This is a genomic window from Leifsonia sp. KNZ13-11D, assembly GCF_056754895.1.
In genome coordinates, this window is record NZ_JBPGWU010000001.1 from 1,756,731 (window position 1) to 1,772,136 (window position 15,406).

At 70.4% G+C, this 15,406-nt stretch carries 18 protein-coding genes; 10 read left to right on the forward strand and 8 right to left on the reverse strand.

The window, feature by feature from the left end; translation table 11 throughout:
- The first annotated feature begins 148 nt into the window (after positions 1 to 148).
- Positions 149 to 1,003, forward strand: coding sequence for a LysR substrate-binding domain-containing protein (locus tag ACR9Y5_RS08855; protein ID WP_481297618.1), 855 nt, complete (start codon positions 149 to 151; stop codon positions 1,001 to 1,003).
- Positions 1,004 to 1,012: 9 nt separating this feature from the next.
- Here the strand turns inward: ACR9Y5_RS08855 and ACR9Y5_RS08860 are convergent, their stop codons facing one another.
- A complete protein-coding gene (locus ACR9Y5_RS08860; protein ID WP_481297619.1) occupies positions 1,013 to 2,230 on the reverse strand; it encodes a cation:proton antiporter in 1,218 nt (405 codons plus the stop codon).
- 88 nt (positions 2,231 to 2,318) lie between these two features.
- On the opposite strand from ACR9Y5_RS08860, the gene nadE reads away from it, so the two are divergent.
- Positions 2,319 to 3,158, forward strand: a complete 840-nt coding sequence (nadE, locus tag ACR9Y5_RS08865) for an ammonia-dependent NAD(+) synthetase (protein WP_481297620.1) — start codon at positions 2,319 to 2,321, stop codon at positions 3,156 to 3,158.
- A gap of 94 nt (positions 3,159 to 3,252) precedes the next feature.
- Here the strand turns inward: nadE and ACR9Y5_RS08870 are convergent, their stop codons facing one another.
- Positions 3,253 to 3,975, reverse strand: coding sequence for a hypothetical protein (locus tag ACR9Y5_RS08870; protein ID WP_481297621.1), 723 nt, complete (start codon positions 3,973 to 3,975; stop codon positions 3,253 to 3,255).
- Positions 3,976 to 4,103: 128 nt separating this feature from the next.
- On the opposite strand from ACR9Y5_RS08870, the gene msrA reads away from it, so the two are divergent.
- The 5 genes from msrA to ACR9Y5_RS08895 all read left to right on the forward strand — a co-directional run bounded on the left by msrA (position 4,104) and on the right by ACR9Y5_RS08895 (position 8,020).
- Positions 4,104 to 4,628: a peptide-methionine (S)-S-oxide reductase MsrA gene (msrA, locus tag ACR9Y5_RS08875; protein ID WP_481297622.1), complete on the forward strand. Its 525-nt coding sequence runs from the start codon at positions 4,104 to 4,106 to the stop codon at positions 4,626 to 4,628.
- Positions 4,629 to 4,770: 142 nt separating this feature from the next.
- On the forward strand, positions 4,771 to 5,196 hold the full coding sequence (locus ACR9Y5_RS08880; RefSeq protein ID WP_481297623.1) for a single-stranded DNA-binding protein: 426 nt from the start codon (positions 4,771 to 4,773) through the stop codon (positions 5,194 to 5,196).
- Between the two features lie 10 nt (positions 5,197 to 5,206).
- A complete protein-coding gene (locus tag ACR9Y5_RS08885; RefSeq protein ID WP_481297624.1) occupies positions 5,207 to 5,719 on the forward strand; it encodes a DUF6993 domain-containing protein in 513 nt (170 codons plus the stop codon).
- Positions 5,720 to 5,805: 86 nt separating this feature from the next.
- Entirely contained in the window at positions 5,806 to 7,488 is a 1,683-nt protein-coding gene (ettA, locus tag ACR9Y5_RS08890; RefSeq protein ID WP_481297625.1) for an energy-dependent translational throttle protein EttA, read from the forward strand.
- A gap of 13 nt (positions 7,489 to 7,501) precedes the next feature.
- The gene (locus ACR9Y5_RS08895) at positions 7,502 to 8,020 is read left to right on the forward strand and encodes an acyl-CoA thioesterase (RefSeq protein WP_481297626.1); all 519 of its coding nucleotides are present in this window, start codon (positions 7,502 to 7,504) and stop codon (positions 8,018 to 8,020) included.
- Between the two features lie 51 nt (positions 8,021 to 8,071).
- Here ACR9Y5_RS08895 and ACR9Y5_RS08900 read toward each other — a convergent pair whose 3' ends face one another.
- Entirely contained in the window at positions 8,072 to 8,587 is a 516-nt protein-coding gene (locus ACR9Y5_RS08900) for a hypothetical protein (protein ID WP_481297627.1), read from the reverse strand.
- A gap of 8 nt (positions 8,588 to 8,595) precedes the next feature.
- Positions 8,596 to 9,057: a QcrA and Rieske domain-containing protein gene (locus ACR9Y5_RS08905; RefSeq protein ID WP_481297628.1), complete on the reverse strand. Its 462-nt coding sequence runs from the start codon at positions 9,055 to 9,057 to the stop codon at positions 8,596 to 8,598.
- A 122-nt stretch (positions 9,058 to 9,179) separates the two neighbouring features.
- Here ACR9Y5_RS08905 and ACR9Y5_RS08910 point away from each other — a divergent pair, with 122 nt between their 5' ends.
- Together ACR9Y5_RS08910 and ACR9Y5_RS08915 are read left to right on the forward strand one after the other, a co-directional pair.
- Positions 9,180 to 9,692, forward strand: coding sequence for a sigma-70 family RNA polymerase sigma factor (locus ACR9Y5_RS08910; RefSeq protein WP_481299546.1), 513 nt, complete (start codon positions 9,180 to 9,182; stop codon positions 9,690 to 9,692).
- The gene (locus ACR9Y5_RS08915) at positions 9,689 to 10,402 is read left to right on the forward strand and encodes a zf-HC2 domain-containing protein (RefSeq protein ID WP_481297629.1); all 714 of its coding nucleotides are present in this window, start codon (positions 9,689 to 9,691) and stop codon (positions 10,400 to 10,402) included. The genes ACR9Y5_RS08910 and ACR9Y5_RS08915 overlap by 4 nt, the downstream gene beginning before the upstream one ends.
- A 34-nt stretch (positions 10,403 to 10,436) precedes the next feature.
- Here ACR9Y5_RS08915 and ACR9Y5_RS08920 read toward each other — a convergent pair whose 3' ends face one another.
- A complete protein-coding gene (locus tag ACR9Y5_RS08920; protein ID WP_481297630.1) occupies positions 10,437 to 11,309 on the reverse strand; it encodes an acyl-CoA thioesterase in 873 nt (290 codons plus the stop codon).
- Between the two features lie 42 nt (positions 11,310 to 11,351).
- Between ACR9Y5_RS08920 and ACR9Y5_RS08925 the strand changes: the two genes are divergently transcribed.
- Entirely contained in the window at positions 11,352 to 12,050 is a 699-nt protein-coding gene (locus tag ACR9Y5_RS08925; protein ID WP_481297631.1) for a DUF8185 domain-containing protein, read from the forward strand.
- A 113-nt stretch (positions 12,051 to 12,163) separates the two neighbouring features.
- On the opposite strand, the gene ACR9Y5_RS08930 is transcribed toward ACR9Y5_RS08925, so the two are convergent.
- Genes ACR9Y5_RS08930 through ACR9Y5_RS08940 form a run of 3 tightly spaced genes read right to left on the reverse strand, consistent with a single transcriptional unit; the run spans position 12,164 to position 15,397 of the window.
- Complete coding sequence (locus ACR9Y5_RS08930; RefSeq protein WP_481297632.1) at positions 12,164 to 13,810, reverse strand: FAD-binding dehydrogenase; 1,647 nt, start codon at positions 13,808 to 13,810, stop codon at positions 12,164 to 12,166.
- 37 nt (positions 13,811 to 13,847) lie between these two features.
- Positions 13,848 to 14,255 carry a globin gene (locus ACR9Y5_RS08935; protein ID WP_481297633.1) on the reverse strand — a complete coding sequence of 136 codons (408 nt, stop codon included), beginning with the start codon at positions 14,253 to 14,255 and terminating at the stop codon, positions 13,848 to 13,850.
- Entirely contained in the window at positions 14,252 to 15,397 is a 1,146-nt protein-coding gene (locus ACR9Y5_RS08940) for a mechanosensitive ion channel family protein (protein ID WP_481297634.1), read from the reverse strand. Before ACR9Y5_RS08940 ends, ACR9Y5_RS08935 begins: the two co-directional genes overlap by 4 nt.
- Between the last annotated feature and the right edge of the window lie 9 nt (positions 15,398 to 15,406).

The window sequence follows — 15,406 nt, forward strand, 5'->3', positions numbered from 1 at the left end:
CGCTGCGGGGGAGTGCGCCACGTGCGTGTTACCTCGATGTCGTCGCTGGTTCCGTATGTCGGTTCCTTATCGACATTACGCAGAACCGACTATTCTTGTTCCCGATCCGAGCAATAACTCCTATTGGCTTTTCGAATGGATGCGCACCATGTTCGATCCGGTCCTGCTGCAGACCTTCCTGGCCGTCGCCGACACGAGGAGCTTCACGCGTGCCGCCGCCCGGCTGGGGATCAGCCAGCCGACGGTGAGCCAGCACATCCGGAAGCTGGAGCAGTCCGCGAAACGGCAGCTGATCGCGCGGGACACCCGCGAGGTGCGGCTGACCGACAACGGGGATGCGATGGCCGGTTTCGCGCGGACGATCCTCGCCGCCCTCGCGGAGGCGGACAGCTACTTCAGCGGTTCGGCCATGCGCGGCCGGCTGCGCTTCGGCGCCGCGGACGACCTGGCGATCACGACGCTGCCGCGCATCCTGCGCCACTTCCGGCAGCAGAATCCGCAGATCAATCTGGAGCTGACCGTCGACCAGTCCGGTCCGCTGCACCGCAAGCTCAAAGGCGGTCAGCTCGACCTCATCTTCATCAAGCAGACGCCGGGCACGACCGAGGGCACGGTCGTGGCGACCGACGAGCTCGTCTGGATGGGGCAGGAGAAGACCATCCTCGACTCCGACGGCCCGGTGCCGTTGATCTCGTACCAGGGCCCGAGCCTGAGCCGGCAGGCGGCGATCGACGCGCTGGAGTCCGCGGGACGCACCTGGCGGATCACCTGCAACACCCGTGAGGTGAACGGCGTGCTCGCCGCTGTGCGTGCGGGGATCGGGGTGGCCGTGTTCCCGCGGTCGCTCATCCCGACGGACCTGATCAAGGTCACCAACCGCTTCGGCCTGCCGGAGCTCGGGCACGTCGACTTCACGCTGCTGTCGAACCCGTCCGCCGCACGGGAGCCGGTGGAGGCGCTGACGACGGCGATCCTCGCCCGTGCCGTCAGCCGCGTGGCCTGAGCGGGTCGTTCAGCCTTCGATCGGCACCGCGTCCGGGTCGGCCGGTCGCACCCCGCCGTCCGCCGAGCGGCGGCGCAGGAGCAGCGCGACCAGCGGGAAGATCAGCACCGACAGCATCCCCGCACCGACCAGCGCCGTCGCGGTCCCGCTCTGCAGGTCGTGCTCGCGCACCCCGATGGCGGTCACCGCGACGATGATCGGGAGTCCGGTCGCGGTGAAGAGGGTCAGCGCGACGCGGTCCCGTCCGGTCGAGCCCGGCGGTGCCGCGAAGGAGCCCGGGATACCGCGCACCACGACGAGCAGCACCAGGAAGATCGGGAGCAGGAGCAGTGCCCGCGGGTCGCCGAGGAGGGCCTTCAGGTCGAAGCCGATCCCCGTGTTGATGAAGAAGACCGGCACCAGGACGCCGAACGCCACCGCCTCCAGCTTGCTCTCGATGTGGTGCGCGTCCTCGGGAGCCGCCCCGCCGAGCAGGATGCGGCACAGCACTCCCGCGGCGAACGCGCCGAGCAGCATGTCGAGCCCCAGGGCGATGCTCAGGCCGACGAGAGCCGCGATCACGAGCACAACGAAGCGCACCGCGAACTGTCCGCTGGTGTGCAGCGTGGCACGGACGAGGCCCTGGAAGCGTTCGTGGCCGCCGCGCGACGCGATCCAGATCGCCGCGCCCGCGATGATGGCGAAGCCGATCAGCACCAGCGCGGCCGCCAGCGGTTTGCGGCCGCTGAGGAACAGCGAGATGGCGATCAGCGGCCCGAACTCGCCGACGGCGCCCACCGCGATGACGACGCGGCCGAACGGCGTCCGCAGCTCGCCCGCATCCCGGAGCACCGGCATCAGGGTGCCGAGTGCGGTCGAGGTCAGCGCGATCCCCAGGTAGACACCGGTGATCAGCTCGCCGACGATCAGCGTCGCCAGCGCGATCCCGGCGATCAGGGAGATGATCCAGGTCAGGGAGGCGCGGCGGATCGGGCGGCCGGCGATCGCGGCGAAGTCGATCTTGTTGCCGGCCATGAAGAAGAGGAACGCCAGGCCGAAGTTCGACACCGCTGTGAGCGCATCCGTCTCGGGCACCCAGCCGAGCACGCTGGGGCCCGCGATCAGCCCGAGCACGATCTCGAACACGACCAGCGGGATCTTGACGAACCGGCCGACGGCGGTGGTCAGCAGCGCCGCGGCGACGGCGATCAGCGGGACGAGCACGACGGTGGACACGGCGGGAGCCATGGGCGCATGCTAGCGACGACCGCGGTGGTCGCGGCAGACCGTGCCGGGCGTTCACACGGACGAAATCCGGCGGGACTATCGTGTCGTCATGCGTGAACTCCAGGCGAAGATCATCGAGGACCTGCACGTCCGCCCCGAGGTGGACCCGGCCGAGGAGGTCGACCGTCGCGTCGGCTTCCTGGTCGACTACCTGCGCGCCACCGGCGCGAAGGGGTACGTGCTGGGCATCAGCGGCGGGCAGGACTCGTCGCTGGCCGGTCGGCTCACCCAGCTCGCGGTCGAGCGGCTCGCGGCGGAAGGCATCGAGGCCGACTTCGTGGCCGTCCGGCTGCCGTACGCCGTGCAGCGGGACGAGGACGACGCGAAGCTGGCGCTGTCGTTCATCCGGCCGAAGAGCTCGGTCGTGTTCAACATCCAGCGTGGCACCGACGGCGTGGAGGACGAGTTCGCGGACGCTGTCGGCGAGCCCATGTCCGACTTCGTCAAGGGCAATGTCAAGGCGCGCATCCGCATGGTCGCCCAGTACGCGATCGCCGGACAGCGCGCGCTGCTCGTGGTCGGCACGGACCACGCGGCGGAGGCGGTGACCGGGTTCTTCACCAAGTACGGCGACGGCGGCACCGACATCCTGCCGCTCACCGGGCTCACGAAGCGGCAGGGCAAGCAGCTGCTGCGGTACCTGGATGCGCCGGCGCGTCTCTACGAGAAGGCGCCGACAGCCGACCTCCTGGACCTGAACCCGGGCCAGACCGACGAGGACAACCTGGGACTGACCTACAGCGACATCGACGACTTCCTCGAGGGCAAGGATGTCAGCGACGAGATCGCGGAGGCGCTCGAAGCCCGGTACCAGGCCACCGAGCACAAGCGGCAGCCTCCCGCAAGCATGTTCGACGAGTGGTGGGCCGAAGGGTCGTACAGCCGCTGAGAGCAGCGACGAGCGACGACGAAGGGCGCCGGCTTCTCAGCCGGCGCCCTTCGTATCGGGTGGAGTGTGCCGCCGTCGTGTGTGGCAGGGACGGTCAGACGGGCTGGCCCAGGCGCGTGGTCGGGGAGGTGTCGGCCGTCGCGTTCGACTCGGCGGCCGCCACCGCGAACGGGTTGGCGGCCGTGCGCTCGGGCTCCGTGGTCGGCGCGGTCGCCGTGGTGTCGCCTGCCTGCGTGGCAGCGGCGGGAGCGGAGTACTGCTCGTGGTGCTGCTGGGCGACCCACGCATCCTGCTGGGCGATCAGCGACCGCTCGCTGTCGGTGTTCTCGAAGCGCCACCGCTCGAGGTCGCTCTGGAAGATCTTGCGAGCGCGCCGCGGGTTGTTCTGCCACTCGATCAGCCGGTCGCGGAACTCGGCGATCGCCGGGTCGAGCTGGTAGCCGAAGGTCGCAGACGCGCGCTTCATCTCCGCCAGCTGGTGGCCCGCCCACGTGGCGGCGAGGCCGGAGTTCCGGATGGGGAGCAGGCGCACCATGATGTCGGCCTGCCCGACGGCCCGGTCGGAGAGCACCTGCTCGGCCGGGGTGAGGGAGTTCCAGACCGACGCCTCGGTCGCGGCGTCGACGAGCGCGGCGATCGCGGACGCCTTCTGCTGGCGGTCGGTGCGGGACAGGAGGCCCTTGATGGCGCCTCGGGCGATCCAGGCGGCGATGAGGCCGGAGAGGATCACGGCGATCGCGAGGACCACCGCATAGAAGATCACCGGACGCGCTGCCGGCGATGAGAGCCAATCGACGAAGTCATTCCACCACTGCATGCCGTGATGGTAACGGGGCTGCGGTCGGCGGCCCGGGAGCCCGCCCGTCGTGTCGCCAACACCGGGGCGCCGACGTGCTCAGGGCGCGGGCACGGCAGAATGGGTGTGCGTGACGAAAGGGGAACCCCATGCAGACCTTCGTAGTGGCCGGCGGATGCTTCTGGTGCCTGGATGCGGTGTACCGCGTCCTGCGCGGAGTCGAGGATGTGGTGTCCGGGTACACCGGCGGAACCGTGGTCGATCCCACGTATGAGGACGTGTGCACCGGCCGGACCGGGCACGCCGAGGCAGTCGCGGTGACCTTCGACCCGGAGGTGATCCCGCCGAGCGTCATCCTCGACGTTTTCTTCACCCTGCACGACCCGCGCCAGTTGAACCGCCAGGGAAACGACATCGGCACGCAGTACCGCTCGGCCATGTTCTACGACGGCGAGCACCAGCGCGAGCTGTTCGAGGCGGCGCGCGACCGTGCGTCCGGGTACTGGGACGGCGGGATCGTCACCACCATCGAGCCGCTCGGGCCGTTCTACCGCGCCGAGGAGTACCACCAGGACTTCTTCGCCAAGAACCCGGGCCAGGGCTACTGCCTCGCGGTCGCGCTGCCGAAGGTGAACAAGATCCGCGCGTCCTACGCGGACTACGTCGCGGCCTGAGGGTCGCTCGCCCGCAGATCTGTTCACAGGTCGGCCGCTCGCCGAATTCTCCACCGATGCGGCGGCCGCGTTTCCGCGGCGCCGCCCCTCCGCGAGAGTGGTCTCGGGGCCGCCGCCGGGGCGGTCCCGGTTAGGAGAGATCATGTCCGAGACCGTCGCCGTCCGCGGCTTCGTCGCCACCGAGCCGCGCCACCTCGTCACGGAGGGCGGGTTGCCGATCACGAGCTTCCGGCTCGTCACGACACGGCGCCGCTACAACCGCCAGGCTGCATCGTGGGAGGACGGCGGAAGCAACTGGTACACCGTGAGCGCCTTCCGCAGGCTGGCGCTGAGCACGGCGGACTGCGTCTCGAAGGGCGATCCGGTCCTCGTCTCCGGGCGCCTGTGCCTGCGCGAGTGGACCGGCGAGAAGCAGGGGATGACGGTGGAGATCGAAGCGGACTCGATCGGGCACGACCTCAGCTGGGGCCGGTCGCAGTTCACGAAGTCGGCCGGTGGCGAGCCGACCTCCGGTGCGCCGGAGGAGGCACCGGAGCCTCACGACGGAATCCCAGCGGGCGCGCCCTAAGATCAGGCATATGACGCCACCCGTGGTCCGCCGGACCGGTTCGTTCGCCGTGTCCACCGTGATGGCGGCGGCCGTCGCGTCGCTCGCCTTCGCGCTCGTCGGATGCACCGGCGCGCCTGCCCCGACCGCATCCCCGGTGGCGTCCACACCGGTCGCGGTGCCGACCCCGGCGGCCAGCACACCGGCGGCCATCGCGCTCGTTCCGGGTGGAACGGCCGAGCAGAACCTGCCGTACTTCGACCAGGTGAACCACGCGACGCTCGCGGCGAACCCAAACGCTCAGGGGCGCGACTTCATCGACGCACTCGTCGCGGCTGGGTTCCAGAAGAGCGACATGCAGGTGACCGTCGACACGACCACCATCGGTCTGAAGGCCAACAGCATCCAGTTCTCGGTGCGGATGGGTGACACCTGCCTGATCGGCCAGAACGGCGCGGACGCGGGCGGCTACTGGAGCGAGGCCGTGCCCGTGCTGCCCACGGGTACCTGCCTCATCGGGCAGACGCGCGCGATCGACTGGTGACCTGAGCACGACCGCCCGACGGGCGGCGCTATCCCGGTATCCTCGAATACGGCAAACAGCCGACGACAGGGAGTTTGAGAAGAAGAGTGGCCGAATACATTTACTCGATGGTGCGGGCCCGCAAGGCGGTCGGCGACAAGGTGATCCTCGACGACGTGACGATGGCGTTCCTCCCCGGAGCCAAGATCGGTGTCGTCGGTCCCAACGGCGCCGGTAAGTCCACCATCCTGAAGATCATGGCCGGCCTGGACACGCCGTCCAACGGCGACGCCAAGCTCTCCCCGGGATACACCGTCGGCATCCTGATGCAGGAGCCCGAGCTCGACGAGAACAAGACGGTGCTCGAGAACGTGCAGGAAGGCGTCGGCGAGATCAAGGACAAGGTCGACCGCTTCAACGAGATCTCGGGCCTGCTGGCCGACCCGAACGCCGACTTCGACACGCTGCTCGCCGAGATGGGAACGCTGCAGGAGCAGATCGACGCCGCCGACGCGTGGGACCTCGACTCCCAGCTGGAGCAGGCGATGGATGCGCTGCGCTGCCCGCCGGGCGACTGGCCGGTGAACACGCTGTCCGGTGGTGAGAAGCGTCGCGTCGCACTCTGCCGCCTGTTGCTGCAGAAGCCCGACCTGCTGCTCCTCGACGAGCCGACCAACCACCTCGACGCCGAGAGCGTGCTCTGGCTCGAGCAGCACCTGGCCAAGTACCACGGCGCCGTGCTCGCCGTGACCCACGACCGGTACTTCCTCGACCACGTCGCCGAGTGGATCGCCGAGGTCGACCGCGGTCACCTGTACCCGTACGAGGGCAACTACTCGACCTACCTCGAGAAGAAGCGCGAGCGCCTCGAGATCCAGGGCAAGAAGGACGCGAAGCTCGCCAAGCGCCTCTCCGAGGAGCTCGACTGGGTGCGCAGCAACGCGAAGGGCCGCCAGGCGAAGTCCAAGGCGCGTCTCGCCCGCTACGAGGAGATGGCGGCGGAGGCCGAGCGCACCAGGAAGCTCGACTTCGAGGAGATCCAGATCCCGCCGGGGCCGCGCCTCGGCCAGGTCGTCATCGAGGCGAAGGACCTGGAGAAGGGCTTCGGTGACCGCATGCTCATCGACGGCCTCAGCTTCACGCTCCCGCGCAACGGCATCGTCGGCGTCATCGGCCCCAACGGCGTCGGAAAGACGACCCTGTTCAAGACGATCGTCGGACTCGAGCCGCTCGACGCCGGCGACCTGAAGGTCGGCGAGACGGTCAAGATCTCGTACGTGGATCAGACCCGTGGCGGCATCGACCCCAACAAGAACGTCTGGGAGGTCGTCTCGGACGGCCTCGACTACATCCAGGTCGGCAAGACAGAGGTGCCGTCGCGTGCCTACGTCTCCACGTTCGGCTTCAAGGGACCGGACCAGCAGAAGAAGTCCGGCGTGCTCTCCGGCGGTGAGCGCAACCGTCTCAACCTCGCGCTCACCCTCAAGCAGGGCGGCAACCTGCTGCTCCTCGACGAGCCGACCAACGACCTCGACGTCGAGACGCTGTCCAGCCTCGAGAACGCGCTGCTCGAGTTCCCCGGCTGCGCCGTGGTCATCACCCACGACCGGTGGTTCCTCGACCGCATCGCGACTCACATCCTCGCCTACGAGGGCACCGACGAGAACCCGGCCGACTGGTACTGGTTCGAGGGCAACTTCGAGGCGTACGAGGAGAACAAGGTCGAGCGTCTGGGCCCGGACGCGGCCAAGCCGCACCGGTCCGCGTACCGCAAGCTCACCCGCGACTGAGCCGGGCGACCCCATGCGACTGCACGTCCCGATCAAGCTCCGCTGGAGCGACCTCGACGCCTACGGGCACGTCAACAACGCCGAGATGCTGCGCCTCCTCGAGGAGGCGCGCATCGAGGCGTTCTGGGTGACCGGCGACAGCGCTGAGGCCGGAGGAACGGACAGCGAGCCGGTGCAGGGCAGCGGCGAAGCGGTCGGAGCCTCCACGGCGGTCCTCGACGGACGCCCCGGCGCGGACACGCTCACGCTGATCGCCCGCCAGGAGATCGAGTACGTCGCGCCCATCCCGTACCTCCGGCAGCCGCTCGACGTGCAGCTGTGGCTCGGGCGGCTCGGCGGCGCGAGCCTCGAGGTCTGCTACGAGGTCTGGTCGCCGGAAGGCACCGAGCCCCGGACGCTGTTCTCACGGGCCGCGACCACGATCGTCCTCGTCGACGCCACCACCCAGCGCCCGCGGCGCATCAACGACCGCGAGCGCGACGCGTGGACGCCCTACCTCGACGAGCCGGTCGCCTTCGCGAAGCGCGCCTGACCGAGAGCCCGCCTGACGTGCTGTCTGATCGGCGCCAGGCGGGCAGCCCGCTCAGGGCGACGGCGACGGTGCGGTCGGCAGCGGCGTCGGGCTGAACGAGTTCTCCCAGATCGCCCGCGACCCCGCCTCGCCGATCAGGACGACCTCCACGATCGTGCCCACGGCGAGCACCAGGGCGATCACCGTCAGCACGATGAGCACGACCCGGTGCACCACCGGTGACGGCTGGCGCCGCGAGCCGGGCCGGTCGATGAAGAAGAACCACGCCCACTGCAGCAGCGAGAACACGAACAGCGCGATCACCCACGGCAGCAGCGTGCGCCCCAGGGCGGCGTGCTGCAGGATGAGCGGTGTCGACGGCACGCGCGCCTGCAACCACTCGCCGGCCTCGGTGACCACAGGGACCAGCACCAGATCCGCCAGAGCCAGCAACGGCACCACGATCCCCAGACGCCTGCGCGCCGCGGGCCAGATCGGCACGAGCAGCGCCGCGATCGCCGTCAGCGGAACCAGCACGACCACGAAGTGGACGAGCAGGACGTGCAGCGGCAGCCCGTTGACCTCCATGACGGCGCCTACTCGGTCACGGTCACGGAGTCGCCCGAGACCTGCGCCTTCAGCTTCGGCAGCGGATCGCGCGCCGGACCGCTCAGCACGTCACCGGTCGTCCCGTCGAACCGGGAGCCGTGGCACGGGCAGTCGAACTCCTTGCCCTGGGGCGCCACCGTGCATCCCTGGTGCGTGCACACCGCGCTGAACGCGACCACCTGGCCGGCACTCGGCTGCGAGACCACGATGGGCTGGCCGCCGAGTGTCGCCGACACCGCACCGCCCACCGGGATGGACGCCAGCGACACCTGGGCGGTACCCGAACCGCCGCCGGAGCCTCCGGAGCCCCCGGGACCGCCCGAGCCCTCGCCGGAGCCGCTGGAGCCGTCCGCACCACCCGGAGTGCAGGCGGCGAGCAGCAGCGCGCCGGCGGAGACTCCGCCGATCGACACGAGCGTTCGGCGGGTGAGCGGTGCGTGGTCGTTCATGCGGGTTCCTCCCGTTCGGTGGATTCGTCTCTTACGGTATTCACGAGACGATGCAGCGGTCGGTTCAACCGTGGCGTGTGAACCTTTCCGCCGGCTGCATCGTGTACAGGGTGGAGGTGAACATGCCGGAGGAGGACGCCCGCTTGCTGCGCGAGCTGCACGATCAGCACGCGCAGGCGGTCTGGCGCTACGTCGTGCACCTCACCGGCGACCGGGCGATGGCCGACGACATCGTGCAGGAGACGCTGCTGCGCGCCTGGAGGAAGCCGACCGTGCTGGACCAGTCTCAGCAGTCCGCCCGCACCTGGCTGTTCACCGTGGCGCGCAACCTCGTCATCGATGGACGCCGCAGCGCGCAGCACCGACACGAGTACGGCACCGACGAGGTGCCGGAGCGTCCGTCCCCCGACAGCGAAGCGGATGCGGTGCTCGACGCGTGGCTGGTCGCCGACGCCCTCGCCGAGCTGTCGGTCGAGCACCGGGCAGTCATCGTCCACGCCTACTACGGCGGACGGTCGGTGGCCCAGATCGCCCGCGAACTCGACATCCCCGAGGGCACCGTCAAATCACGCCTCCACTACGGACTGCGGGCCCTCCGGCTCGCCCTTCAGGAGAGAGGGGTGACGGAACGATGACCACGCACGACGAGTTCGCCGGCTGGGACGCCGCCTACGTGCTCGGCGCGCTCTCACCGGCCGAGCGCCGCGACTTCGAGTCGCACCTGCGTGACTGCGAGCGCTGCTCGGAGGCCGTCTCCGAGCTGGCGGGCATGCCGGGCATCCTGAGCCGGGTGCTCCGCGAGCAGGCGTTCGCGCTGCTCGACGAGGAGGCGCCCGAGGCTGCGCCCGCCGATGACCTCGGCCCGTCTCCCGAGCTGCTCCCGTCGCTCCTGCACCGCGTCCGGCGGCGCCGGGTCCGGGCGCGCTGGCTGATCGCCGGGCTCTCCACCGTCGCCGCCGCGCTGCTCATCGGCATCGCCGCGCTCGTGCTGCCGACCGTGCTCAACCCGGCGGCAGCGCCGCAGACGGCCGTCGCCATGCACCAGGTCGAGCCGAGCCCGCTCACGGCGGACGTCCGGCTGACCCCCGAGCCGTGGGGCACGCGCATCGACTCCACCTGCCGGTACGCGCACGTCGGCGGCGAGGAGGGCTCGCACACGTGGACCTACGCGATGGTCGTCACGGACCGTGCCGGTCACCAGTACACGATCTCCACTTGGACGGCCGACGAGGGGACGACCGCGCGGCCGATCGCGACGACCAGCGTGCCGCTGAAGGACATCGCGAGCGTGGACATCCGGGCCGCCGGCGCCGGGACCGTCCTGCTCCGCAGCACCTTCGACTGATCGCCGGGCCGCCCCGGGGCCCCCTGCTTCCGGCTCAGTCGGTCCGGGGGAGGCGGATCGTCGCCTCCTGCGCGACACTCGCCACCAGGCGTCCGTCGCGGGTGAAGATGCGCCCCTGCGAGAGGCCGCGGCCGCCGCCGGCGGTCGGCGACTCCTGGACGTAGAGCAGCCACTCGTCGACCCGCGCCGGGCGGTGCCACCACATGGCGTGGTCGAGGCTCGCCGCCTTCAGGCCCGGCGTCCCCCAGGCGATGCCGTGCCGCCGCATCACGGACTCCATGATCGTGTAGTCGCTCGCGTACGCCAGGGCCGCCCGGTGGAGCGCCATGTCGTCCGGCATGTCTCCGATCGTCCGGAACCACACCGCCTGGTGCGCGACACGGTCGCCCTCCACCGACAGGTAGATCGGCGACGTGACGTGCCGCATGTCGAACGGCCGCTGGCTCGCCCAGTACTGCGCGACCGGGTGCCGGACATCCTCGAGGGTGGACGCGGTGGAGGGCAGCTCCTCCGGCCCGGGGAGGCCGTCGGGCATCGCATCCTGGTGCTCGAAGCCCTCGTCCTCGGTCTGGTACGACGCGATCATCGACAGGATGGGCAGCCCGTTCTGGTGCGCCTGCGTGCGCCGGGTGGAGAACGAACGGCCGTCGTGGATCCGGTCGACCGAGAAGGTGATCGGGAAGTTCACGTCTCCGGGCCGCAGGAAGTACCCGTGCATCGAGTGGATGCTGCGGCCGTCCTCGACGGTGCGGGTCGCCGCGACGATGGACTGCGCGAGCACCTGGCCGCCGAAGACGCGGCCCAGCGGCATCCACTGTGAGGGGCCGGTGAAGATGTCCTCGCTGGTGCGGGCACCGGTGTCGGTGAGATCGAGCGCAGTCAGAAGGGAAGCCAGGGGCTCGGTCACAGTGCCTCCAAGTCGGTGGTCTGTTGGTAGTTTAGACACCCGATGAACCAGTCGTTTTCCCTGATGGATGCCCTCGCCGTCGCCGACCTGCAGACGTATCTGTCTCGGGCGGCCCGCGTCGAGGAAGGTTCCGTGCGCCTGATCGCCGGTTCGGGCGTGCTCGCCGTCTACACCGCGATCCTGTACCCGCGCGGGCTGCTCGACACCACGCCGACGGTGCTGGGTCTGCGGACGTTCGCCATCGGGAACGATGCCGAGTTCGACGCCGTCGTGCCGATCCGTTCGCTCCTCGACCGGGTGGCGCGCGTGCGCGAGAGCGCTGAGGCGGCCGCGGAGTCGGGGGACGCACCCGACGGTCCGATCGAGATCCGGCTGCCGCTGGAGGTGTCGACGGTCACCTGGGCGGGCATCTCCCCGCCGCGCGGCGGCTGGCACAAGGTCGGCGAGACCGACCCCGGTCGCCTGCGTACGGTGGCGCGCGACGGCATCGCCGAGGTCGCCGACGCGGTCCCGACGGGTACCGGCGAGCAGCTGGTGCAGCGCGTCCGCGCCGAGGTGTGGGGCCGCGAGATCGAGGGCCTGGAGTACGTCCCGGCGGGCGCCGGCTTCGCCGCCGAGAGCCTCGGCTTCCTCGGCGACGACGAGCCGGTCACCATCCATGAGACCGGCACCTGGACGCGCCTCACCACCCGCCGCGGCCACACCCTGGTCCGCCGAGCCTCCTGGACCCTCCGCCGCTAACCCCCCACCCCCCGTCGAGCCGAGCCCCTCCGTCGAGTCCTCAAAAAGTGCACGCGACACGCCGCAAAGGCGTTCACTTTTCGAGGACTCGACGGAGGGGGAGGGGGCGCAGGTCAGGCGAGGGCGGCGGCGCGGCCGGCCTGGCGGCCGGAGAAGAGGCAGCCGCCGAGGAACGTGCCCTCCAGGGCGCGGTAGCCGTGCATCCCGCCGCCGCCGAAGCCGGCGACCTCGCCGACCGCGTAGAGTCCCGGCACCGGACGGCCGCCCGGGCCGATCACGCGCCCGTCGAGGTCGGTCTCGATCCCGCCCAGGCTCTTGCGGGTCAGGATGTGCAGCTTGACCGCGATGAGCGGTCCCGCCGACGGGTCGAGCAGCTTGTGCGGCGGAGCGACGCGGATGAGCCGGTCGCCCCGGTACTTCCGCGCCGCGCGGACCGCTGCGAGCTGGAGGTCCTTGCCGAACTCGTTGTCGAGCTGCCGGTCGCGTTCGTGCACGTGCCGGGTGACCAGTTCGGTGTCGAGGGGGACGTCCGCGATGCGCTGCATGCCCGCGAGCAGGTCGTCCAGGGTGTCCGCCACCACGAAGTCCTCGCCGTGCTCCTTGAACGCCTCCACGGGGCCGGGGGCGCCGGGTCCGACGCGGCTGGCGAGCAGGCGCAGGTCCTTGCCGGTGAGGTCGGGGTTCTGCTCGCTGCCGCTCAGGGCGAACTCCTTCTCGATGATCCGCTGCGTCAGCACGAACCAGCTGTAGTCCGAGCCGGTCCGGCGCAGGTGCTCCAGCGTCCCGAGCGTGTCGAACCCCGGGAACAGCGGCGACGGGAGCCGGTCGCCGTGCGCGTCGAGCCACAGCGACGACGGGCCCGGCAGGATGCGGATGCCATGCCGTTCCCACACCGGGTCCCAGTTGGTGATGCCCTCGGTGTAGTGCCACATGCGGTCGCCGTTGATGAGGTGCGCACCGGCGGTCTCCGCGATTCCGAGCATCCGCCCGTCGACGTGCGCGGGCACGCCGGAGAGCATGTGCGAGGGCGGTTCGCCGAGGCGTGCGGGCCAGGATGCACGGACCAGGTCGTGGTTGCCGCCGATGCCGCCGGAGGCGACGATCACCACCGGGGCGCGGAACTCGAAGTCCCCGGTGACCTCGCGGTTGCTCGGCGCGCCGCGCTCGGCCCGGTCGGGCGCCAGCACGGCGCCGCGCACGCCGACGACGCGGCCGTCTTCGACGATCAGCTCGTCGACCCGGTGGCGGTTGCGGAGGGATGCGCGTCCGCTGGCGGCAGCCGACTGCACCCGCCGGGCGAAGGGTTCGACCACGCCTGGCCCGGTGCCCCACGTGATGTGGAATCGCGGCACCGAGTTGCCGTGGCCTCCCGCCGAGCCGCTGCCGCGCTCCGCCCATCCCACGACGGGGAAGAACCGGACGCCCTTCTCGTGCAGCCAGGCGCGCTTCTCGCCGGCGGCGAACTGCAGGTACGCCTCGGCCCAGCGGCGCGGCCAGTGGTCCTCCGCCCGGTCGAAGCCGGCCGAGCCGAACCAGTCGTCACGGGCGAGGGCGAGCGAGTCGTGCACGCCCATCCGCCGCTGCTCGGGCGAGTCGATGAGGAACAGCCCGCCGAACGACCACCACGCCTGTCCGCCGAACGACGCCGACGGCTCCTGTTCGACGATCGTGACGCGGCGTCCCGCATCGAGGAGCTCGGAAGCGGCGACCAACCCGGAGAGGCCGGCGCCGACGACGATCGCGTCGGTTTCGTGTGTCATCCGTGACTCCTTCGGCACCGGGATGGCGGGGGGAGGGCTACTCCTCGAATGTGTTGACCATAGCGAAGGCCGCCCGCTCCAGGTAGCTCCAGAGGGTCTCCTCCTGCAACGGCGGCAGCTCGAGCCCGTCGACCGCGGCGCGCATGTGGGCGAGCCAGCGGTCGCGCGCGTCCGGGTTGACCGTGAACGGGTTGTGCCGCATCCGGAGCCGAGGGTGGCCGCGGTGCTGACTGTAGGTGGTGGGACCGCCCCAGTACTGCTCCAGGAAGAGGAGCAGGCGCTCCTTGGCCGGGCCGAGGTCCTCCTCCGGGTACATCGGGCGCAGCACCGGGTCGTCCGCGACGCCGTCGTAGAACGCGTCGACCAGGCGCTGGAAGGTCGGATGGCCGCCGACCTCGTCGTAGAAGGACTTCTGCGGGCCGGTGGGGATGAGGGGCAGGCTCACGTCGGGCCTCCGTCCTTACGCTGCTCGGGTGCGGCCTTCGGAGCGGCGCCGCCCGGCTTGTTCTCGATCGCCGGGGTGACCCGGATGGCGCCCGGATCGGCCGGACGCGTTCCCTGCGCCGCGCCGCGCTTGGCCGCAGCGCGGGCCTTTCGGCCCTTCAGCGGCGGCTCGGGCGTGACCGTCGGGCTGGGCCGCGTGCGCGGCGGCTTCGCACCCATGACGCTGGCGGCGCTGTCGAAGCCGGTGAGCACGACGGCCGAGAGGGAGGGAAGCTTCACGTCGAGTTCGTCCAGGGCCTGCTTGATGCGGAGGCGCAGCTCGCGCGACACGTCGTCCTTGGCGGTCGTGCGCGTCTTCAGCACCAGGCGGATGACCATCGCGTCGGCCGAGATCGACTCCAGCCCCCACAGCTCCGGCTTCTCCAGGATGCGCGAGCGCCACTTGGTGCTCGACGCCAGCGCGTTGGCGGCCTCGAGCAGCTTCGCCTGCACGGCCTCCATGTCGACGTCGTACGGGACGGCGACGTCGATGATGACGCGGGCCCAGCCCTGAGACATGTTCCCGACGCGCAGGATCTCGCCGTTGCGGACGAACCAGAGGGTCCCGTTGACGTCGCGCACCTGGGTGACGCGGATGCCGACCGCCTCCACGACGCCGGTCGCCGACCCGAGGTCGACGACGTCGCCCACGCCGAGCTGGTCCTCCATCACCATGAACAGGCCGTTGAGCACATCCTTGACGATGTTCTGGGCGCCGAAACCGAGGCCGGCGCCGATCGCGGCCGTGAGGAGCGCGAAGGAGCCCAGGGCGTTCGGCACGAACACGTTCAGGATGAGGATGATCGCGATGATGCCGATCGTCACGTTGATGATGTTGGTGAGCACCGAGCCGAGCGTCCGGGTGCGCTGGACGAGGCGCACGGCCGCGAGCGGCGAGGCGACCAGCGCCTGCGTGTCGCTGACGTTCTGCCCCTTCTTCACTCCGCTGACGATGCGCTGCACGACCTTGCGGATGACCACTCGCAGGATCCAGCTCAGCAGGAAGGCGCCGCCGACGATGCAGGCGGCGCTCAGGATGTTCCAGCCCGCCGCCGCGGCCCACGACCCGAGTTCGGTCCAGAAGGTTGCTTTCAGGATCTCCATACCGCTCCG